Consider the following 19,727-nt stretch of genomic DNA (forward strand, 5'->3'; position numbering starts at 1 on the left):
GCCCTTGTCAGCACCTGTCCGGGTCGCAGTGATCAGGCGCTGTAGTACATGTCGAACTCGACCGCCGACGGCGTGGTTTCCCAGCGCAGCACTTCGGGCCACTTCAGCTCGATGTAGGCATCGATCTGGTCCTTGGTGAAGACCCCGCCGGCGAGCAGAAACTCGTGATCAGCTTCGAGGCATTCCAGCGCTTCGCGCAGCGAACCGCAGACGGTCGGCACCTGGGCCAGTTCGGCCGGGGGCAGGTCATAGAGGTTCTTGTCCATGGCTTCGCCCGGGTGGATCTTGTTCTTGATCCCGTCGAGACCAGCCATCAACAGCGCCGAATAGCACAGGTAGGGGTTGGCCATCGCATCGGGGAAGCGGAATTCCACGCGCTTGGCCTTGTCACCGGCACCATAGGGAATGCGGCACGAGGCCGAGCGGTTGCGGGCCGAATAGGCCAGCAGCACCGGCGCTTCGTAACCCGGGACCAGGCGCTTGTAGCTGTTGGTGGTCGGGTTGGTGAAAGCGTTGAGCGCCTTGGCGTGCTTGATCACGCCGCCGATGAAGTACAGGCACATGTCGGAAAGGCCGGCATAGCCGTTCCCGGCGAACAGCGGCTTGCCGCCATCCCAGATCGAGATGTGGGTGTGCATGCCCGATCCGTTGTCCTTCATGATCGGCTTGGGCATGAAAGTGGCGGTCTTGCCATAGGCCTGGGCAACCTGGTGCACGACGTACTTGTAGACCTGCATGCGGTCAGCCGTCTGGACCAGGGTGCCGAAGGTCAGACCCAGTTCGTGCTGGGCGCTGGCGACTTCGTGGTGGTGCTTGTCGCAGGGCAGGCCCATCTCGAGCATGGTCGAGACCATCTCGCCGCGGATGTCGACCGCGCTGTCGACCGGCGCGACCGGGAAGTAGCCGCCCTTGGCACGCGGGCGGTGCGCCAGGTTGCCGGCTTCATACTTGGTGTCCGAATTGGTCGGCAGCTCGATGTCGTCGATCTTGAAGCCATTGCCATCGTAACCGTCATAGAAGCGGACGTCGTCGAACATGAAGAATTCGGCTTCGGGGCCGACATAGACGGTGTCGCCCACGCCGCTCGACTTGACGAAGGCTTCGGCGCGCTTGGCAGTCGAGCGCGGATCGCGGCCATAGAGGTCGCCGGTCGAAGGTTCGACGATGTCGCAGCAGATCACCATCATCGGGGTGGCGCTAAACGGATCGATATAGACCGCGTCCAGATCCGGCTTGAGGATCATGTCGGATTCGTTGATCGCCTTCCAGCCTTCGATCGACGATCCGTCGAACATCAGGCCGTCTTCCAGCTCGTCCTCACCCATCACGTGCGCGCACATGGTCAGGTGCTGCCACTTGCCTTTGGGGTCGGTGAAACGCAGATCGACCCACTCGATCTCTTCGTCCTTGATCCGCTTGATGATGTCCTTTGCCTTCGACATTTTTGCGTCCTTCTTAAGTACCCCTTCCGCTTGCAGGTGGGGTTAGGGGTGGGTGTGTCAGGGTTGGAGCTGGTTCCGGCCGGATGGCTGGTCCACCCCCATCCCCTCCCGCATACGGGAGGGGGGCTAATCAGATCGCGTCGTTGTCGCGCTCGCCGGTGCGGATCCGCAGCGCGCTTTCGACCGCGAAGACGAAAATCTTGCCGTCACCGATCCGCCCGGTCTGGGCGGCGGCGGCAATCGCCTCGACCGTTCGTTCGGCCAGGGCATCGGGGACCACGACTTCAAGCTTCACCTTGGGCAGGAAATCGACCACGTATTCCGCGCCGCGGTACAGCTCGGTATGGCCCTTCTGGCGGCCGAAGCCCTTGGCCTCGGTTACAGTGATGCCCGACACGCCGACTTCGTGGAGTGCTTCTTTCACTTCATCGAGCTTGAACGGCTTGATGATCGCTTCGATCTTTTTCACGTGCCTATTCCCCTGCGCAGCAAGCCGGATCCGCCCTGGTCTCTATCGAAGGGCAGCCCGGAGTTGTCTTTGCCACTGACCCGATCCTATCAAGAATCGTGCCAGAGGCCTGAATCCCGCTCTAGGCGTTCGCCCTAGGCGCGCAAAGGGCGGATTCGCAAGATATCGAATCGCTAATGGCGATCATGCACAACAATTGTGCGCAGAGCGGGCGCACGGCTTGCCTGAATTTTCAGCAAGGCCTGCCTAAAAAATGGGCAGCTACAGCGAAAGACCGGCGATTTCGTCGAGCCCGGCCATCAGGTTGAGGCTTTGCACGGCCGCCCCGCTGGCGCCCTTGCCAAGGTTGTCGAGCCGCGCAACCAGCCGCGCCTGGCTGCCGTCGCGGCTGCCGAAGACCCACAGTTCCAGCCGGTCTGACGGGGCCATTGAACGACGCAGCAGCAATTCGTCAGGCGTTTCCTGATGGACGGTGACGACCGGGCTGGTGGAATAGAAATCGACCAGGCAATCGCGCAGGCCATCGGTCGGCGCGGCGCGCTCCATCAGCGAGAGGTGCAGCGGCACCTCCACCACCATGCCGCGGTGCGCCGGGATCACGGCCGGTGCGAACAGCGGAGGATGGGCCAGTCCGGCATATTCCTGCATTTCGGGCACGTGCTTGTGGCCCAGAGCCAGTCCGTAATCGCGAAAGGCGATATCGCCGTCCTCCTCGAACCGGGCGATCAGCGCCTTGCCGCCGCCCGAATAGCCGGAGACCGCGTGGCAGGTGTAGGGCCAGTCCGACGGCAGCAGCCCGTGGCGGATCAGCGGGGCTAGCAGGGCCAGGAAACCTGTGGGATAACACCCGGGGTTGGACACGCGGCTCGCCTCGGCCACCTTGCTCCGCCCGATCAGTTCGGGAAAGCCATAGGTCCAGCCGGGTGCGACCCGGTGCGCGCTGGAAGCATCGACGATCCGCACCTTGCTGCCCTCGGCCAGGGCGACCGCCCCGACCGCGGCTTCATCGGGAAGGCACAGCACCGCGAAATCGGCGGCGTGATAAGCCTGGTGGCGGGCATCCGCGCTCTTGCGCTGATCCTCGTCGAGGATGATCAGCCGGAAATCGCTGCGCGGTGCCAGTCGCTCGACGATCTCGAGCCCGGTGGTGCCCGCGGCGCCGTCGATGAACACTGTGTTGGTCATTGCTTCGGTCTCGTGCCTGAGAACTCCCCTCCCCAGCGGGGAGGGGTTGGGGGTGGGGGTTGAGCGCTCGCGTGGAACCCCAATCCCAACCCTTCCCCACCGGGGAAGGGCTTACTGGCTCCGGCAAGCGACGCTAGTACTAACCTCGTCGTTCCTGCAGCGCTTCGACCGGCAGATAGCCGACATAACCATCATCGCCGACCTGGCCCCAGGCCCAGCCGCCGGTCACGTCGAGCACGTTGAACAATGTGCCGCCGCCCAGTGTGTCGCGCACTTCGCTGTCCTTGCTGTTCAGCGCGAACAGCTTGGCGCCGCAGGGGACAACCTGATGCTCCATCGGCACAGCATAGTGCGGCACAAAGCAGCGCCCGGCGAGGCGGATATGCGCCAGGTCCCCGCGCACCGGCCAATGCGCGGCGTCCAGCTTTTCAGCTGGTCCGGATAGGGCAAGCTGCCCGGTTGGAATCGCACTGGCGGTCAAACTGTCGGTACCCCCGAACTGGAAGAGCGGGCGATTAGCGCCGCTTGCGCCTTCTAGCAAGCTATCCATACCGACCCTTTAACAGGCCCCAGGCGGCGCGCAGGCCCAGCGCATCGCCGCCCTTGGGCCGGCCGGGCTTGGCCGCGGGGCGCCAGGCGAAGGTATCGAAGTGGGCCCAGTCGGTCCCTTCCGGCACGAACCGGTCGAGGAACAGTCCGGCGACCGAGGCTCCGGCAAAGCCGTTGGAGCTGCTGTTGTTGAGATCGGCAATGTCGCTTTTCAGGTATTCGCGGTAGCCGTCGAACAGGGGCAGGCGCCAGCAGCGGTCATCCGCCGCCTCGCCTGCCTTTAGCAGTTCTTCGGCGGTTTCGTCGCGGCGGGTGAACAGCGCGGGAAGGTCGGGCCCGACCGCGACCCGGGCGGCACCGGTCAGGGTCGCGAAGTCGATCACCAGTTCGGGCTCTTCCTCGCCAGCGCGGGTCAGCGTGTCGCCCAGAACCAGCCGACCTTCGGCATCGGTGTTGCCGATCTCGACCGAGATCCCGGCGCGGCTGCGCAGCACGTCGCCAGGCCGGAAGGCATTGCCCGAAATCGCGTTCTCGACCGCCGGGATCAGCAGGTGGAGCCGGACCTTGAGGCCGGCCTGCATCACCAGCTGGGCCAGCGCCAGGGCATGTGCCGCGCCGCCCATGTCCTTCTTCATCAGCAGCATGCCCGAACTGGGCTTGATATCGAGCCCGCCGGAATCGAAGCAGACCCCCTTGCCGACGATCGCCACCCTGGGGTGCTTTTCATCGCCCCAGTGCAGTTCGATCATCCGCGGCGCGTGGCTGCGCGCGGCCGCGCGGCCCACGCCGTGAACCATCGGAAAGCCGCGCTCCAGCGCATCGCCGCTGGTCACCTTGAACTCCGCTCGGTGCGCCTTGGCGAACGCGTGGGCTTCGTGTTCCAGCTGGGCCGGCCCCATGTCCTCGGCCGGGGTGTTGACCAGATCGCGGACCAGCGCCACTGCCGCCGCCTCGGCCAGCGCCGGTTCGATCGCCGCAACGTCTTTGGTCAGCAGGACCCGTGCGCCTTCTTCGCTTGGCTTGGAGAGATAGCGGTCAAAGCGGTACTGACCGGTCAGCCAGCCGTGCAGCGCGGGGCCAGGCTCGCCACCCGCCCGGCGATAGGTTCCAGCCGGGAGCGCCTCGGCCAGCCTGGCCATGCACCAGCTGGAGAGGCTCTCGACATTGGCCACGCCCGATACCACGAACCAGCTGTCGCCATCGGGCAGGATTGCAAAGGAATAGCCGTCGCCTTCGAACTTCTGCGCGGCCAGCGCGGCGCGCTGGGGGGCTGACAAGCCTTTGACGAAGGCATCGAGCCCGGCCTTGTCGACCAGATGGATCGGGATGGCGGGCTGGCCCTTGTCGGGCTGGATCAGGGTGTTTTTGTCACTCATGCCGGCGGCAATAGCCATTTGCGCGCTTTGTGACTATATGCACGGGCATGAACCAGTACCAGACCGTTACCGACGCCGATACGCAGCTGCGCGACGGCACGATCAAGTTGCACGGCCCCTCGGCCTTCGAAGGCATGCGCAAGGCCGGACGGCTCGCCGCCGAGACGCTCGACGCGCTGGTGCCGATGGTCCAGCCGGGGGTGACCACCGGTGAGCTTGACGATTTCGTGCGCCAGTTCACGCTCGATAACGGTGCGGTTCCGGCGACGCTGGGTTATCGCGGCTATGCGCACTCGTGCTGCATCTCGATCAACCATGTGGTCTGCCACGGGATTCCGTCGGACAAGCAGCTCAAGGACGGGGACATCGTCAATATCGACGTGACCCCGTTGCTTGACGGCTGGCATGGCGACAGCAGCCGGATGTACCTGGTCGGCGACGTGCCGTTGAAGGCCAAGCGGCTGGTCGATGTGACTTACGAGTGCCTGATGCTGGGGATTGAACAGGCCCGGCCCGGCGCGCGGCTGGGCGATATCGGCGCGGCGATCCAGAAATATGCCGAAGGGCACCGCTATGGCGTGGTCCGCGAATTCTGCGGACACGGCCTCGGCCGGCTGTTCCACGATGCCCCCGAAGTGGTCCACGCCGCCCGCGCAGGCACCGGGCCGGAGCTGAAGCCGGGCATGTTCTTCACGATCGAACCGATGATCAACCTTGGCAAGCCGGGGGTGAAGCTGCTGGAGGATGGCTGGACGGCGGTGACGCGGGATCGCTCGCTGTCGGCGCAATTCGAACACTCGATCGGGATCACCGAGGACGGGTGCGAGATCTTTACGGCGAGCCCGAAGGGGTTGGACAAGCCGCCTTACTAGGATTGGTTCACGCAGAGGGCGCAGAGAAGAAAGTGGAGGCGCAGAGATGTCGTGCTTCCGGCGAAGCCGATCTAGCTCTTCAATATTTCGCCAAACGCAACGTCAAAGAACAGAGGCTGAGCCTTCGGCTCAGGGGAACGCCTCTGCGCCTCTATCTTTTTCTCTGCGCCCTCTGCGTGAACCCTCTTAACTTCTTCCAGCCCGGATCGCCGCTCCTGCCGCGAAGGGCGTGATCGCCAGCAGCACCAGACTGAACGCGGCGGTCAGGCCCAGGCCGCTTTCGCCGCCGATCGCAAGACTGCCCGCGCCGAATACCAGCAGCGGCACAGCCAGCGGGATCGCCATCAGGCCGCCCAGCGCTGCGCCGCCGCGCAGGCCGGCGGTGATCGCGGCGACCAGTACGCCGAGCGCGGCCAGCCCCGGGGTTCCGGCCAGCAGTCCCAGTTCGACCAGCCACAGCGTTTGCCCATCGATCCCGACCAGCGCGGAGGCGGGCAGGGCGGCCAGCATCAGCGGCGGCCCGAAGCTGAGCCAGTGCGCCAGCACCCGCACACTTACCAGCAGTTCCTCGCTGATCCCGCGCAGTGCCCACTGATCGAACATGCCGAGCTCAAGGTCCGGCTCGATCAGCCGGTCGAGCGGCAGGATCGCGGCGAGCAGCGCCGCCACCCAGATCACCCCGCCCCCGGTCCGCGCCATTACGGGCGCATCGGGACCGACCGCGAACGGATAGAGCATCGCGACCGCCAGGAAGAACAGCACCGGCAACAGCGCCCCGCCGCGCCGTCCGCCCAGCAGCAGCTGCGCCAGATCGCGGCGGAGGAGGGCCAAGAGCATGCTCATGAAAGCCCCTTCCCCGACGGGGAAGGGAGAAAGTCTGACAATTCGATCCGGGTCATGCCAGCCAAGGTGAACGGCTGGTGCGAGGCGATCACTGCAATCCCGCCCTCGGTGCAATGCTCGGCTACCAGCGTCTCGACCAGCGCGGTGCCCTTGGCGTCGAGCCCGTTGAGCGGCTCGTCCAGCAACCAGATCGGCGCGCCTTGCCCGATCAGCCGGGCCAGCGCCGCGCGCTTTTTCTGCCCGGTGGAAAGATAGCGCACCGGAATGTCCATCAACGCGGCAATGCCCAGCCGCGCTGCCTGGAAATCCGCCGGCCCGTCGAGCCGCTGCCAAAAGGCCAGAGCCTGGCCCAGCGGCAGATGCGGGTCGAGCGCCGGGCGCTCGTCGACCAGGGCGATGGCTCCTGCGCGCTCGACCGTTCCGGCATAGGGGGCGAGCAGTCCGGCCAGGATCCGGATCAAGCTCGACTTGCCGATCCCGTTGGCTCCGCCCAGCTGCAGCGCCTCGCCCGGACCCAGCGCGAACCCCAGCCGCGCGAACAGCAGCCGGTCGCCGCGGCGGCACGCAAGGTCTTGGGCGGCGATACGGCACTCTTGCATGGGCCAGCGCGATAGGGGAAAGCATGGGGTCTGCCAAGGAGAGCGCACGTGTCCATCCCCCGTCTGACCCAAGCCGAAGTCGATAGCCTCCTTACCGAAGTACCGGGCTGGACCCTGCGCGAGGACGGCAAGGCGATTGTCTGCAGTTTCAAGTTCAAGGATTTCAACCAGGCCTTCGGCTTCATGACCCGCGTTGCGCTCTATGCCGACAAACATGACCACCACCCGGAATGGTTCAACGTCTACAACCGGGTCGAGATGACGCTGACCACCCACGATGCCGATGGCCTGAGTGCGCGCGATGCAGCGATGGCGCGGGCGATCGAGGGCTACCTGTAGTGGCGCGGGCGCGCTGCTCGTGCGGGCAGCTGGGAATCGAGATCGAGGGCGATCCAGTGCTCAATGCGCTGTGCCATTGTACTGACTGCCGGCGCCGCACCGGCAGCGCATTTGGCTGGCAGGCTTATTTTTTGGAAGGTCAGCTTACCGGAAAGAGCGGCACAGCCAAGGCGCGCCCGGTGCCAGTCGCCGAACCGCAGGTCCGTCACTTCTGCCCGGATTGCGGCACGACCGTCTGGTGGACTTCAGGAACCGCGCCGGGAATGGTGGGTGTGGCTGGCGGAACGTTTGATCCCGGTGTGCTCGGTGAACCGATTGCATCTTACCGTGATGAGAACCGGTGCGTCTGGCTAAGCACGCCGGAAGGCTGGACGATCTATCCGTGACCGGCTGGGTCGCCCTGCTGCGCGCGGTCAATGTCGGCGGCAACAACAAGATTCCGATGGTCGAACTGGCGGCGCTGGCCGGGCGGCTGGGGCTTATGCAAGCGCGGACCTATATCGCCAGCGGGAACCTGATCTTCGCCAGTGCGCTGGGGGAGCATGATCTGCGTGGGCTGATCGAGGATGGAATCGAAGCGGAGTTCGGCACGCGGATCGGGGTGTTGGTGCGCAGCGCGGAGGAACTGGCCGACGTGGCTGCGTGCTGCCCCTGGCCGGAGCGTGCCGGGAACCGGGTGGTCGTGCTGTTCACCGATGTGGAGCCCTCGCTGGACGGGGTGCGCAATCAGGCGGGTGAAGTGCTGGCACTTGGGCGGCGCGAGATCTTTATCGACTATGACGAGGGGATGGGCACTTCGAAGCTGGCGGTCCCGGCTGCCAAGTCGGGGACGGCGCGGAACATGAATACGGTGCGGAAGCTGGCAGAGCTGGCTGGGTCGCTGATCTAATCCATATTGGTTCACACGAAGACACGAAGGACACGAAGAGGCCGTTTTTGGACGCAGGTCTCATTCATTCAATCCGGCGTTTCGACCTGCAAGAACGTCAGATTGGAAGCGCGTTTTCGCCGCAGACGCAACGTCTTCGTGATCTTCGTGTCTTCGTGTGAACCCTATTTCCCGCCAAGCGGCTGCCCACTGGCCTTGGTCATCTTGCGCAACCTTCCCGGCATCCAGCGCGCCGCGAAGGCCAGGCGATGGGCGCTTTTGCCGACGCGATTGTGCAAGGTATCACTATGGACAGCTTTCCACGCTGCCTCGGCGACATCGCCGACCGGCGAAATCTCCAGCCCGGCTTCCTGCACCCGGCTGCGGATATCCTCGTTGCTCTGCTGGTTGGGGTTCATGTCGATCAGCGGTGTGTCGATGAAGCCCGGCATCAGGTCGCAGACCTTGATTTCGTCCGGCGCCCATTCGGCATCGAGGCATTCGGTGATCGCCCGGACCCCGAACTTGGTCGCCGAATAGACCGAGGCCCCCGGCGTGCCATAAATCCCCGCCGCGCTGGCGGTGCTCAGCAGGCACGATCCCGGCGCGCTGGCCTTGAGCCAGGGGTGCGCCGCCTGCGCGCCGAACAGCACGCCTTTGAGGTTGATATCCAGACAGCGCTGGATTTCGGCCACGTTGTTCTCGATCAGCGGGCCGCCGAGCGGGATCCCGGCGTTGTTGAACACCACGTCGATCTTGCCGCCGCTGGCCTTGGCGCAATCGGCCAGCGCCGCATCCCAGGCCGAGCGATCACGCACGTCGAGCTTGTGAACCGAACTGTGCCCCGCCGGAAGCATGGCCGCAGTTTCGCGCGCGCCGGCCTCGTTGATGTCGGCAAGCCCGACAAACCAGCCCTGTCCGCCAAACTTCAGTGCCACCGCCCGGCCGATGCCGGATGCCCCGCCGGTGATGAAAATCGTCTTGTGCGCAGCCATCGCCCTCTCCCGAATCGAACTGACATTGTTGTCAGCAGTGCTTACAGCGCCGGGTTGTTATAGCAATGCCAGGTGAAGATCGCCGCGGCGCCGCGGTGCGGGCGCCAGGCCTCGGCGAGTTCGCGGGTCGCTTTCTCGCTGGGTCGTTCCTCCAGACCGAGCAATTTGCCTAGCCCGGCCTGAACCGCCAAATCACCCGCGGGCCAGATGTCGGGGCGGCCTTCGGCGAACAGCAGGTAGATTTCGGCCGACCAACGGCCAATCCCCTTGATCAGGGTCAGTTGGGCGATGGCTTCCTCATCGTCGCTGGGCAGGTTGTCGAAATCGAGGCTGCCGGTCACCACCAGTTCGCACAAGGACCGCATGTAGCCCTGCTTTTGCCGCGACAGGCCGCAGGCGCGCAGCGTGTCGAAATCGGAATCGAGCACGCGGTGCGGGTCGAGGTCCTCGCCCACATGGGCCTCGAACTTGCGCCACATCGAAGCCGCTGCGGCGACGCTGACCTGCTGGCCGACGATCGTCCGCATCAGGGTGCCGTATCCGGTCGGCCGGATCCGCGGCTCGGGATAACCGACGCGTTCGACCGCCAGTGCGATCTTCGGCTCCAGCGCCGATACCGCATCTAGTCCCGCCCTGATCTGCTTCGCACTCAAACTCATTGCCGCGTCCCGCTTGCCAAACTTCTGGCGAGTGGTTAGCAGCCCGGCCAAAGCGCCGATAGGGGGCGCTCCACAAGAGGATCGACGAATATGCCCAAGCTTGTCGTGGTCAATCGGGCCGGTGAGGAAAAGCAGATCGAAGCCAGCGCCGGGGTTTCCGTGATGGAAGCGATCCGCGACAACGGCTTTGACGAATTGCTGGCGCTGTGCGGTGGATGCTGCTCATGCGCCACCTGCCATGTCTATGTCGACCCGGCCTTTGCCGACAAGGTGACCCCGCTGTCGGAAGACGAGAACGACCTGCTCGATTCGACCGATCACCGCACCGAAATGTCGCGGCTGTCGTGCCAGCTGGAAATCAGCGACGCGCTCGACGGCCTCAAGGTGACGATCGCTCCCGAAGACTGAGTTTCACGCGGCAAAGCGCAAATCGATTGCGCGGCGGCCCATGCAAACCTAACTCTGACGGCATGAACGCACCATCCGCGAGAACCGACACGCTTGAACTGATCGGCAACACCCCGCTGGTCCTGCTCGAAGGGCCGAGCGAGGCCGCTGGCTGCGAGATCTGGGGCAAGTGCGAATTCGCCAACCCCGGTGCCTCGGTCAAGGACCGGGCCGCGCTGTGGATCGTCCGCGATGCCGAGGAAAAGGGCCTGCTCAGGCCCGGCGGGACGATTGTCGAAGGGACCGCCGGCAATACCGGGATCGGGATCGCGCTGGTCGCCAATGCGCTCGGCTACAAGACCGTGATCGTCATGCCGGAGAACCAGTCCAAGGAAAAGATGGACACGTTGCGCGCGCTGGGGGCCGAGTTGGTTCTGGTTCCGCCCGCGCCATTCTCCAATCCCGGGCACTTCGTCCACACCTCGCGTCGGCTGGCCGAAGAGACCGAAGGCGCGGTCTGGGCCAACCAATTCGACAATATCGCCAACCGCAAGGCCCACATCGAAAGCACCGCGCCTGAAATCTGGGAGCAGCTCGAAGGCCGGGTTGACGGCTTTACTTGCGCTGCCGGGACCGGCGGGACGATCGCCGGGGTCGGACTTGGCCTGAAAGCCTTCGATGAAAGCATTCGCATCGCCCTGACCGACCCGCATGGCGCGGCGCTCTACAACTACTACGCCCACGGCGAACTCAAGGCCGAGGGCAATTCGGTGGCCGAAGGGATCGGGCAGGGCCGGATCACCGCCAATCTGGAAGGCGCGCCGATAGACACCCAGTTCCGCATTTCCGACGACGAAGGGCTCGATTGGGTCGCCCGGCTGCTCAAGGAAGAAGGGCTTTGCCTGGGCTTGTCATCGGGCATCAATGTTGCCGGAGCGGTTGAACTGGGCCGGCAGCTGGTGGCCGAAGGACGCGAGAATCCCCGCGTCGCGACGATCCTGTGCGACACCGGTTTCCGCTACCTGTCCAGCCTCTACAACGCGGAATGGCTGAAATCCAAGGGTCTCCCGGTCTTCCCCTGGCTCGCCTGATCGGCTAACATCGTCGCAGAATGGCAACACAACCGCCACGAAGGGTCACACCACCGCTATCCGGTCCGCAGCATTTCGTGCCGCCATCGGCGCGCGAATTGCGCGCGCAGGCCGTGCAACGGTTGCAGACCGGGCTGTTCGGGATTGCTGCAATCCTGCTGGTCGTCGGCCTCGCCAACATCATCAATGATCGGGCACGGATGGCTGAGGAAGCCGGCCAAACCCCGGCGGCCCAGGCTTCGGCCAGCGCATCAGCGACCAATTCCGATCCGCTTGCCGATATCGGCGTGGTTCCCTCGGCCGTGCCGAGCGAGGCTTCAAGTACAGCGGCCAACCCGGCCACGCCGGCGGTGAATGCTCCGCGTTAAGCGCTCCACCGGCTGGATCATCGGTGCCCTGATTGCCGCCGCGATCTCCGCGCTGGTGTGGTGGACCGCACCGCGCGCGGAGAAACCCGGCGAACCCATCGGTCTGTTCACCACCCTGCCGATCCTTTGGTCCGAAAGTCCGGACCTGTCCGTGTCGCTCAATCCCGCTGTCGAACCGCACTGGGCCAAGGGCGTCCTGGCCGCGACCGGCGCGATCGAGCCGATTGACGTCCTGTCCGGTCCGTCGGGGCAGGCCCCGCTTGATCGGGTTCGCCGCCTCGTCATGGCGCAGCCGCGGGTCTTGGGGCCGCAGGAGAACGTCGCGCTCGATCAATGGGTTCGGGGCGGGGGACATTTGCTGCTGCTGGCAGACCCCGCGCTGACCGAGGAGTCCGCCTTCCCGCTGGCCGATCCGCGCCGGCCCCAGGCGGTGGTCCTGCTTTCGCCGATCCTGAACCGCTGGGGACTGGACCTGCGTTTCGACGATGGCCAGCAACTGGGTGAGACCAGCCGCGAGGTGATGGGGGTGGCCATGCCGGTCAACCTGCCGGGCCATTTCATGACCAGAGGGCAAGCCAACTGCCGCCTTTGGGCTGATGGTCTGGCGGTAACCTGCGCGATCGGGAAGGGGCGGGTAGTCGCATTGGCCGACGCCGCCGTGCTGGAGCGCGAAGATCCTGAAGGTACGCGGGCCAAGGCCCTAAAGGCGCTGCTCGAAATGGCCTTCGCCGCGCGTTGATTCGCCAGCTTCGGGGAAATCGCGGGAAAGTTCGTGCGATCTTGCGGAGTCGCGCTGCAAGTGGCTGATTTTCAGCGCGAACAAATCAAAAACATCGTTGTCATAGCCATCGCAGATGGTGAAACAATATTATATTAATCAATTATTTACCGTCTTATCCCGTGAAATCCCGCAATTTTCCCTTCCATCCCCGTCGAAGCAGGGTTAATGAACCAATTCATCGACATCGAAATTCCTTGCCGAGCACCTTTCAGGGGTGAGCCGGCCGCGGGGGCGCGCGGACGGGGCGGGGGAGGATTTTTGCGGGAACCCGGGAGAAATCCCGGCTTTAGGCGGGGCATTACGTGGAGGCGGGCAAGCCAATTGCATATAGTGGCCAAGGCTTTTCGCTACTCGGCGAAAAGGGTCGCTTCGTGCTGCCTCCCGACTTCCGCAAGGCAGTCCGCGATTCCGGTCATGGCGAACGGCTCCTCTGCATTGCCAAGCACCCGCGCTGGAAGTGCCTGACCGGTTTCGGCCTGTCGCGCGTCGCTGAATTCGAAGCCGAGCTTGACCGCGAAGAGCGCAACGCGCTGGATCGCCAGCAGGATTTCGACCGTGATCTGCGCGCCCAGCAGCTCTATGGCTTCGCCCGCGTACCCTTCGATGACAGCGGCCGCTTCATCCTGCCCGAACGCTTCTTCAAGCTCGGCGGGCTGACCGACGCCGCCTTCTTCCAGGGCGGCGGCAAGCAGTTCACGATCTGGAGCCCCGACGTGCTGGCCGATATGGGCCAGGGCTGGGAAGACGCCCAGGAAGCCTGCCTCGATCTGGCCAGCCAGGCCCGTAGCGGGAAGGGGCGGAAATGACCGCTGCCGCGCCGCACGTCCCGGTTCTGCTCGATGAAGTGATCGCCGCGCTTGCGCCCGCCCCCGGCGCGGTGATCGTCGATGCCACCTTTGGTGCCGGCGGCTACACCCGCCGCCTGCTGGACGCCGGCGCCAGCGTTCACGCCTTTGATCGCGACCCCGACGCGATCGCGGGCGGACGCGGATGGAGCGAAGCCGGGGAAAGCCCGCCCCGGTTGGTGCTCCACCCGCGCCGCTTCTCCGAAATGGTCGCCAGCCTGGCCGAGGCCGGGGTGGCCCAGGTGGATGGCGTCGTGATGGACATCGGGGTCTCCTCGATGCAGCTCGACCAGGCCGAGCGGGGCTTTGCCTTTTCCAGCGATGGCCCGCTTGACATGCGGATGGGTCAGGACGGCGAAAGCGCTGCCGATTTCCTCAACGGGGCTGCGGAAAGTGCTATCGCCGACGTGCTCTACGAATACGGCGAGGAACGCCAGTCGCGCCGGGTTGCCCGGGCGATCGTGGCGGCGCGTCCGCTGTCCACCACCGGCCAGCTCGCCCATGTCGTCCGCAAGGCGCTGGGCTATCGGCCCGGTGCGCCCAAGGATCCCGCCACCCGCAGCTTTCAGGCAATCCGGATCCACGTCAACGCCGAGCTTGACGAGCTCCGCGCCGGTTTGTCCGCCGCCGAAACGCTGCTTGTGCCCGGCGGGCGGCTGGCCGTGGTCAGCTTCCACAGCCTCGAAGACCGGATCGTGAAGAACTTCCTGCGCGAAGCCAGCGGCGCAGTGGCCAATGCTTCGCGCCACCTGCCGGTGAACGCCCCCGCGCACGCCCCGACCTTTGCCCAGGTCGGCAAGGCGCTCCGCCCGTCCGAAGCCGAACTTGCCCGCAATCCCCGCGCCCGTTCGGCAACGCTGCGCAGCGCGGTGCGGACCGATGCGCCGGCGCGCGAAAGGAGGGCGGCATGAACCTGACGCGCGACCGGATGCGCTCGATCGGCTGGGTTGCGGTGCTGCTGACCTGCTTCACTTTCACCGTAATCCTGACCTTCAAGGTCAATGCAGTCAAAAGCCAGGTCCGGCTGACCGAGCGGCAGATCGTTTCGATCAAGCAGGACAAGCTGCTGCTGGAAACCGAGTTCGAAACCCGCGCCAACCAGCAGCAGCTGCGCAGCCTCAACGAGGTCGAATTCGGCTATCAGGCTCCCGCTGCCGGCCAGTACCTCGAAGGCGAGCGCCAGCTGGCCGCGCTGGGCAAGCCGCGCGCCGCCGATGCGCCCAGCCCGATCCGGGTCGCCAGCGCCGATGCCCCGCGCGAGACCGAAGGCCTGCCCGCCATGGTCAATCCGCTGACCGGCAAGGCCATGGCGGCCGAACCGAAGGCCGAAGGCAAGCCCAAGCCCGCCACCGCCGCCACTCTGGGCGACCGGCTGAGCCGCAGCGAACCGCGCGAGGCCCGCCAGGAATGACCACGATCGCCGTCTCGACCACCATCTCCTCTGGCCGCGGCGCGCTGGTCAACGTGCGCTCGCGCAGCCTTCTGATGGCCAAGTGGCGGGTGCTGTGGGTGGTGCTGGGTTTCTCCGTGATCGCGCTGGCCGCAGTCAGCAGAATCCTGTTCCTCGGCCTGTTCGAACCGGCCCCGGCGCAGCAGCAGTTCGGCACCTTGCTGGTGCCCGAGCGGGCCGATATCGTCGATCGTAACGGCGTGCCGCTGGCCCGCGCCTTCCCCGCCTATGCACTGTGGTACAACCCGGCCGCGCTGGGCGGTGACGGCCCCCCGCTGGTCCGCAGCCCGCGCGAGGTGGCCGAAAGCCTGTCGCGGATATTCCCCGATCTTGAGGTCAATGCGCTCGCCGCGCGGCTCGCCGAAGGGCGTCCCGGCTATTTGCGCCGCCGGATTCTGCCCGAAGACGCCAATCGGGTTCACCAGATGGGCGAACCGGCGCTGGAATTCCCGCGTGAGACCGAACGGTTCTATCCGCAAGGCTCGATGGCGGCCCACGTGCTGGGCTTCGTCGGGGCCGACGGGCACGGCCATGTCGGCATGGAGCAGGTCTTCGATGATCGCCTGACCGATCCGGCCCAGCGCGGCACTCCGGCAATGCTGTCGATCGACGCGCGGGTCCAGGGTGCGCTCGAAGACGAACTGATGCGCGGGATGAACGCCTCCAACGCCAAGGGTGCGGCCGGAATCGTGCTCGATGTCGATACCGGCGAAGTCGTGGCGCTGGCCTCGTTGCCCTCGTTCAACCCCAATCTGATCGACCGGGCCGGGGAAAGCTTCATCTTCAACCGCGTGACTAACCAGGTTTACGAGCTGGGATCGACCTTCAAGCCGATCACCGTTGCTGCAGCGATCGATGCCGGATCGGTGACTGACCTTGCGCGGCGCTATCAATCGAGCCGTCCGATCGCGATCGGCGGGTTCCAGATCAAGGACAGCCACGCGCTGGGTGCGTCGCTCAACGTGCCCGAGGCACTGATCCATTCGTCCAACATCGTCACCGCGCAGATTGCCGATGAGGTCGGCCCGGAACGGCTCAATCAGACGATGCGCGATCTCGGGATGGATCAGCGCGCCCAGATCGAACTGCCCGCGCGCGGCTTTCCGCTGTGGCCCAAAGGCCAATGGTCGCGGATCACGACAATGACGGTGTCCTATGGGCACGGTATCGCGGTCACCCCGCTGCACCTCGCCAGTGCCTATGCCGCGCTGGTCAACGGCGGGATCTGGCGGCCGGCGACGCTGGTCAAGGTTGAACCCGGACAGGCCGTGCCGGGCCGCCGGGTGTTCAAGGCCAGCACCAGCGCCCGGATGCGGCAGTTGCTGCGGATGATCGTCGATATCGGCACCGGCCGGAACGCCGATGCTGTGGGTTACCGGGTCGGCGGCAAGACCGGTTCGGCTGAAAAGCCAGGGGCCGGCGGATATCGCAAAAGCAGCCTGGTCGCGACCTTTGCCGCAGCCTTCCCGATGGATCATCCGCGCTATGTGGTGATCGCGATGCTCGACGAACCCCAGGGCACTGCTGCCACCTCGGGCCAGCGCACCGCCGCATGGAACGCCGCACCGGTTGTCGGCCGGCTGGTTCCACGGATCGGCCCGCTGCTGGGGATCATGCCTGACGCCACTCGCGATGTGGACATCACCGACCTCGCCCCGCTGGTCGGCAAGGGGGAAGGCGAATGAGGCTGGGGGCGCTGGCCGAAACGGCGGGAATTGCGATCGCCGGCGGCAGCGAGACCCAGGTCATCGGCTTCGCGATCGACAACCGCAAGGTCGCCCCGGGCACCGTGTTCGGCGCTTTCCAGGGCGCCGCCGTGAACGGTGAAGACTTCATCCCCGCCGCGATAACCGCGGGAGCCGTGGCCGTGGTCGCGCGCCCCGAGGCGCGGGTCGAGGGCGCGGTTCACATTGCCGATGCCAATCCGCGCCGGACCTTCGCTCGGCTGGCAGCCGGCTTCTTTGCGCCCTTTCCCGAAACGGTGGTCGCGGTCACCGGAACCAACGGCAAGACCTCCTGCGTGGAGATGACGCGGCAGATCTGGCGGATGGCGGGGGAACGTTCCGCCTCGATCGGCACGCTGGGCATCACCACCGCCGATGAAAGCGTCTCGACCGGGCTGACCACGCCCGATGTTGTCACCTTCCTGGCCAATATGAGCGGGCTGGCGCGCGAGGGGATCACCCACGTTGCTTTCGAAGCCAGCAGCCACGGGCTGTCGCAGTACCGCAGCGAAGGACCAAGGGTAGCCGCTGCCGCCTTTACCAACCTGAGCCGCGACCATCTCGATTACCACAAGGACATGGAAGACTACTTCGCGGCCAAGATGCGGCTGTTTGACGAAGTGGTCGAAGGGGACGGCACGGCTGTCATCTGGATGGATGACGAATGGAGCGGCCTGGCCGCCGGGCACGCGCAGCGTCGCGGCTTGCGCCTGCTGGGCGTGGGCGAACGCGCGGATCAGAGCGGCATTCGCCTGCTTTCCCGTACTCCGACCCAGTTGGGCCAGCTGCTTGAAGTCGAATTCGCCGACGATCGGCGCAAGGTCAATCTGCCGCTGATCGGGGCCTATCAGGCCGCCAATGCGCTGGTTTCCGCGGGGCTGGTGCTGGCGACCGGGGGCAAGGCTGCGCAGGTGTTCGATGCTGTCACCCGGCTACAGCCGGTCCGTGGCCGCCTGGAACGCGCCGCGATCGCCCGCTCGGGCGCGCCGGTCTACATCGACTATGCCCATACCCCCGATGCGCTGGAAGCGGCGATTGCCGCGCTCCGTCCGCATTGCAGCGGGCGGCTGATCGTGGTGTTCGGCGCCGGTGGAGACCGCGATGCCGGCAAGCGCGTGCCGATGGGCCAGATCGTTGCGGAGCAGGCCGACCTTGGCATCGTTACCGACGACAACCCGCGCGGCGAAGACCCCGCTGCCATCCGCGCTGCAGTGTTGGCAGGCGGAAAATCCCTGCGCGAAGTGGGCGATCGCCGCAGCGCGATCGCCGCCGCCATTGCCGAAGCCGGGCGCGATGACATCGTGCTGGTGGCCGGTAAGGGCCACGAACAGGGCCAGATTGTGGGCGCGGGCGATGCCTGCCGCGTCCTGCCGTTCGATGACGTAGCCGTGGCCAGGGAGTGTGCCGCATGAATGCGCTAGCAAAGATCCTCGAATGGCCGGCTGATGAGACCGACCTGTTCGGTCTGGCCCTATGGCATGCGGTGGAGATCGCCCGTGCCACCGGCGGGGTCGCGGTCGGTGACTTCCAGGTGTCCGGGGTCGAGATCGACAGCCGCGACGTGGTGCCGGGCGACCTGTTCTTTGCGCTCAAGGGCGAGAGCATGGACGGTCACCGCTTTGTCGACATGGCCTTTGCCCGGGGCGCGGCGGCGGTCGTGGTCGATCGCCCGGTGGCTGGCCCGCACGTGTTGGTCCAGGATACCTCAATCGCACTTGAGCTTCTTGCAAAAGCCGCGCGAAACCGGGCAGATGCGACCGTAATCGGAGTAACCGGTTCAGTTGGCAAGACCGGGGTGAAGGAAGCGATCTTCGCCGCGCTTGACCGTTCTAGCCGGGGCAAGGCGCACCGTTCGGTAAAGAGTTACAACAACCATGTCGGCGTACCGCTGAGCCTGGCGCGGATGGCGGCGCGCAGCCGCTATGGCGTGTTCGAGATGGGCATGAACCACGCCGGCGAAATCGCCGCGTTGACCGCGCAGGTCCGCCCGCATGTGGCGGTGATCACCACGATCGCGCCGGCGCATATCGAGAACCTGGGCAGCATCGAGGCGATCGCCGATGCCAAGGCAGAAATATTCGAGGGGCTGGAGACCGACGGAGTCGCGATAATACCGGCAGACAGCCCCCAATTCGCCCGGCTGAAGGAAGCGGCAGAACAGAAAAAAGTCGCGGTCGTTTCCTTCGGCCGGGCGGCCCACGCCAATGTCCGTCTGCTCGATGCGGTTCCCGCTCCGGGTGGCGGTTCGCTGGTCACGGCCGATCTTGGCGCGCGGCGGATCTGCTATACCGTGGCCGAGCCGGGTGAGCACTGGATCCTTAATTCGCTGGCAGTGATGGCCGCAGTCGGCGCGGCCGGCGGCGATCTTGGCGCGGCCGGATTGGCGCTGGCCGAGATGCAGGGGCTGAAGGGGCGGGGCCAGCGGCATACGCTTCCTGCTGGCGGCGGCGACGGTTCGGGCCGGGCGCTGCTGATCGACGAAAGTTACAACGCCAACCCCGCTTCGATGCGCGCCACCCTGGCCCAGCTTGGGGTCACTCCCGCGCGCCGACGGGTCGCCGTGCTGGGGGCGATGAAGGAACTGGGCGAGCATGGTCCGGCCTATCATGCCGCGCTGATCGAACCGCTCACCGCATCGGGAGCGGGCTTCGTCGTGCTGGTCGGCGACGAGATGCAGGCCTTGGCCGACGAACTGGGGAAAGCGGCCAAAACCGCGCTTGGCAAGGGCATCGGCTTCGCCCATTGCGGGACTGCCGTTGAAGCGCTCAATGCGCTCAGGGCGCATGGCGTGGAAGGCGGCGACGCGATCCTCGTCAAGGGGTCGAATTCGGTCGGGTTGGGGACAGTCGTCGCCGCGCTCGCGCAGCAGAAGGATTAGGATCAGG

The 19,727-nt window shown here is 65.6% G+C and carries 23 protein-coding genes; 14 read left to right on the forward strand and 9 right to left on the reverse strand.

The genetic code is table 11. From position 1 onward, the window contains the following. Positions 1–32: 32 nt before the first annotated feature. The 5 genes from glnA to B2V17_RS07710 all read right to left on the reverse strand — a co-directional run bounded on the left by glnA (position 33) and on the right by B2V17_RS07710 (position 5,021). The gene (gene glnA, locus B2V17_RS07690; protein WP_292996753.1) at positions 33–1,442 is read right to left on the reverse strand and encodes a type I glutamate--ammonia ligase; all 1,410 of its coding nucleotides are present in this window, start codon (positions 1,440–1,442) and stop codon (positions 33–35) included. Positions 1,443–1,572: 130 nt separating this feature from the next. After that, the gene (locus B2V17_RS07695; protein ID WP_292996754.1) at positions 1,573–1,911 is read right to left on the reverse strand and encodes a P-II family nitrogen regulator; all 339 of its coding nucleotides are present in this window, start codon (positions 1,909–1,911) and stop codon (positions 1,573–1,575) included. Between the two features lie 261 nt (positions 1,912–2,172). Beyond that, positions 2,173–3,096: an N-acetyl-gamma-glutamyl-phosphate reductase gene (argC, locus tag B2V17_RS07700; RefSeq protein WP_292996755.1), complete on the reverse strand. Its 924-nt coding sequence runs from the start codon at positions 3,094–3,096 to the stop codon at positions 2,173–2,175. 139 nt (positions 3,097–3,235) lie between these two features. Then, the gene (locus tag B2V17_RS07705; protein ID WP_292996756.1) at positions 3,236–3,646 is read right to left on the reverse strand and encodes an SH3 domain-containing protein; all 411 of its coding nucleotides are present in this window, start codon (positions 3,644–3,646) and stop codon (positions 3,236–3,238) included. Beyond that, complete coding sequence (locus tag B2V17_RS07710; protein WP_292996757.1) at positions 3,639–5,021, reverse strand: leucyl aminopeptidase family protein; 1,383 nt, start codon at positions 5,019–5,021, stop codon at positions 3,639–3,641. Before B2V17_RS07710 ends, B2V17_RS07705 begins: the two co-directional genes overlap by 8 nt. A 47-nt stretch (positions 5,022–5,068) precedes the next feature. Here B2V17_RS07710 and map point away from each other — a divergent pair, with 47 nt between their 5' ends. After that, on the forward strand, positions 5,069–5,893 hold the full coding sequence (gene map, locus B2V17_RS07715; RefSeq protein ID WP_292996758.1) for a type I methionyl aminopeptidase: 825 nt from the start codon (positions 5,069–5,071) through the stop codon (positions 5,891–5,893). A gap of 186 nt (positions 5,894–6,079) precedes the next feature. Here map and B2V17_RS07720 read toward each other — a convergent pair whose 3' ends face one another. Both B2V17_RS07720 and ccmA read right to left on the reverse strand, forming a co-directional pair. Further along, the gene (locus tag B2V17_RS07720; protein WP_292996759.1) at positions 6,080–6,736 is read right to left on the reverse strand and encodes a heme exporter protein CcmB; all 657 of its coding nucleotides are present in this window, start codon (positions 6,734–6,736) and stop codon (positions 6,080–6,082) included. Beyond that, on the reverse strand, positions 6,733–7,335 hold the full coding sequence (gene ccmA, locus B2V17_RS07725) for a heme ABC exporter ATP-binding protein CcmA (protein ID WP_292996760.1): 603 nt from the start codon (positions 7,333–7,335) through the stop codon (positions 6,733–6,735). The genes B2V17_RS07720 and ccmA overlap by 4 nt, the downstream gene beginning before the upstream one ends. A gap of 48 nt (positions 7,336–7,383) precedes the next feature. Between ccmA and B2V17_RS07730 the strand changes: the two genes are divergently transcribed. Genes B2V17_RS07730 through B2V17_RS07740 form a run of 3 tightly spaced genes read left to right on the forward strand, consistent with a single transcriptional unit; the run spans position 7,384 to position 8,563 of the window. Continuing rightward, entirely contained in the window at positions 7,384–7,674 is a 291-nt protein-coding gene (locus tag B2V17_RS07730; protein WP_292996761.1) for a 4a-hydroxytetrahydrobiopterin dehydratase, read from the forward strand. Next, entirely contained in the window at positions 7,674–8,060 is a 387-nt protein-coding gene (locus B2V17_RS07735) for a GFA family protein (protein WP_292996762.1), read from the forward strand. The genes B2V17_RS07730 and B2V17_RS07735 overlap by 1 nt, the downstream gene beginning before the upstream one ends. Further along, entirely contained in the window at positions 8,057–8,563 is a 507-nt protein-coding gene (locus B2V17_RS07740; protein WP_292996763.1) for a DUF1697 domain-containing protein, read from the forward strand. Before B2V17_RS07735 ends, B2V17_RS07740 begins: the two co-directional genes overlap by 4 nt. Before the next feature lie 164 nt (positions 8,564–8,727). On the opposite strand, the gene B2V17_RS07745 is transcribed toward B2V17_RS07740, so the two are convergent. Then, positions 8,728–9,537 (reverse strand): SDR family oxidoreductase, encoded by an 810-nt coding sequence (locus B2V17_RS07745; protein WP_292996764.1) that lies wholly within the window; start codon positions 9,535–9,537, stop codon positions 8,728–8,730. 41 nt (positions 9,538–9,578) lie between these two features. Further along, positions 9,579–10,196, reverse strand: a complete 618-nt coding sequence (locus B2V17_RS07750; RefSeq protein WP_292996765.1) for a DNA-3-methyladenine glycosylase family protein — start codon at positions 10,194–10,196, stop codon at positions 9,579–9,581. Between the two features lie 90 nt (positions 10,197–10,286). Between B2V17_RS07750 and B2V17_RS07755 the strand changes: the two genes are divergently transcribed. The 10 genes from B2V17_RS07755 (at position 10,287) to B2V17_RS07800 (ending at position 19,720) form a co-directional block, all read left to right on the forward strand. Further along, on the forward strand, positions 10,287–10,604 hold the full coding sequence (locus tag B2V17_RS07755) for a 2Fe-2S iron-sulfur cluster-binding protein (protein WP_292996766.1): 318 nt from the start codon (positions 10,287–10,289) through the stop codon (positions 10,602–10,604). A gap of 62 nt (positions 10,605–10,666) precedes the next feature. Continuing rightward, positions 10,667–11,674 carry a cysteine synthase A gene (locus B2V17_RS07760; RefSeq protein WP_292996767.1) on the forward strand — a complete coding sequence of 336 codons (1,008 nt, stop codon included), beginning with the start codon at positions 10,667–10,669 and terminating at the stop codon, positions 11,672–11,674. Positions 11,675–11,694: 20 nt separating this feature from the next. After that, the gene (locus B2V17_RS07765; RefSeq protein WP_292996768.1) at positions 11,695–12,042 is read left to right on the forward strand and encodes a hypothetical protein; all 348 of its coding nucleotides are present in this window, start codon (positions 11,695–11,697) and stop codon (positions 12,040–12,042) included. Then, positions 12,029–12,781: an ABC transporter gene (locus B2V17_RS07770; protein WP_292996769.1), complete on the forward strand. Its 753-nt coding sequence runs from the start codon at positions 12,029–12,031 to the stop codon at positions 12,779–12,781. Before B2V17_RS07765 ends, B2V17_RS07770 begins: the two co-directional genes overlap by 14 nt. Positions 12,782–13,194: 413 nt before the next feature. Then, complete coding sequence (locus tag B2V17_RS07775) at positions 13,195–13,629, forward strand: division/cell wall cluster transcriptional repressor MraZ (RefSeq protein ID WP_292996770.1); 435 nt, start codon at positions 13,195–13,197, stop codon at positions 13,627–13,629. Next, on the forward strand, positions 13,626–14,579 hold the full coding sequence (gene rsmH / locus B2V17_RS07780) for a 16S rRNA (cytosine(1402)-N(4))-methyltransferase RsmH (protein ID WP_292996771.1): 954 nt from the start codon (positions 13,626–13,628) through the stop codon (positions 14,577–14,579). The genes B2V17_RS07775 and rsmH overlap by 4 nt, the downstream gene beginning before the upstream one ends. Beyond that, positions 14,576–15,079, forward strand: coding sequence for a hypothetical protein (locus B2V17_RS07785; RefSeq protein ID WP_292996772.1), 504 nt, complete (start codon positions 14,576–14,578; stop codon positions 15,077–15,079). Before rsmH ends, B2V17_RS07785 begins: the two co-directional genes overlap by 4 nt. After that, complete coding sequence (locus tag B2V17_RS07790; RefSeq protein WP_292996773.1) at positions 15,076–16,803, forward strand: peptidoglycan D,D-transpeptidase FtsI family protein; 1,728 nt, start codon at positions 15,076–15,078, stop codon at positions 16,801–16,803. The genes B2V17_RS07785 and B2V17_RS07790 overlap by 4 nt, the downstream gene beginning before the upstream one ends. Next, positions 16,800–18,254 (forward strand): UDP-N-acetylmuramoyl-L-alanyl-D-glutamate--2,6-diaminopimelate ligase, encoded by a 1,455-nt coding sequence (locus B2V17_RS07795; RefSeq protein ID WP_292996774.1) that lies wholly within the window; start codon positions 16,800–16,802, stop codon positions 18,252–18,254. The genes B2V17_RS07790 and B2V17_RS07795 overlap by 4 nt, the downstream gene beginning before the upstream one ends. After that, positions 18,251–19,720, forward strand: coding sequence for a UDP-N-acetylmuramoyl-tripeptide--D-alanyl-D-alanine ligase (locus B2V17_RS07800; RefSeq protein WP_292996775.1), 1,470 nt, complete (start codon positions 18,251–18,253; stop codon positions 19,718–19,720). Before B2V17_RS07795 ends, B2V17_RS07800 begins: the two co-directional genes overlap by 4 nt. Positions 19,721–19,727 lie beyond the last annotated feature (7 nt).

It is taken from the genome of Novosphingobium sp. UBA6272 (assembly GCF_002440635.1).
Classification (GTDB): Bacteria; Pseudomonadota; Alphaproteobacteria; order Sphingomonadales; family Sphingomonadaceae; genus Novosphingobium.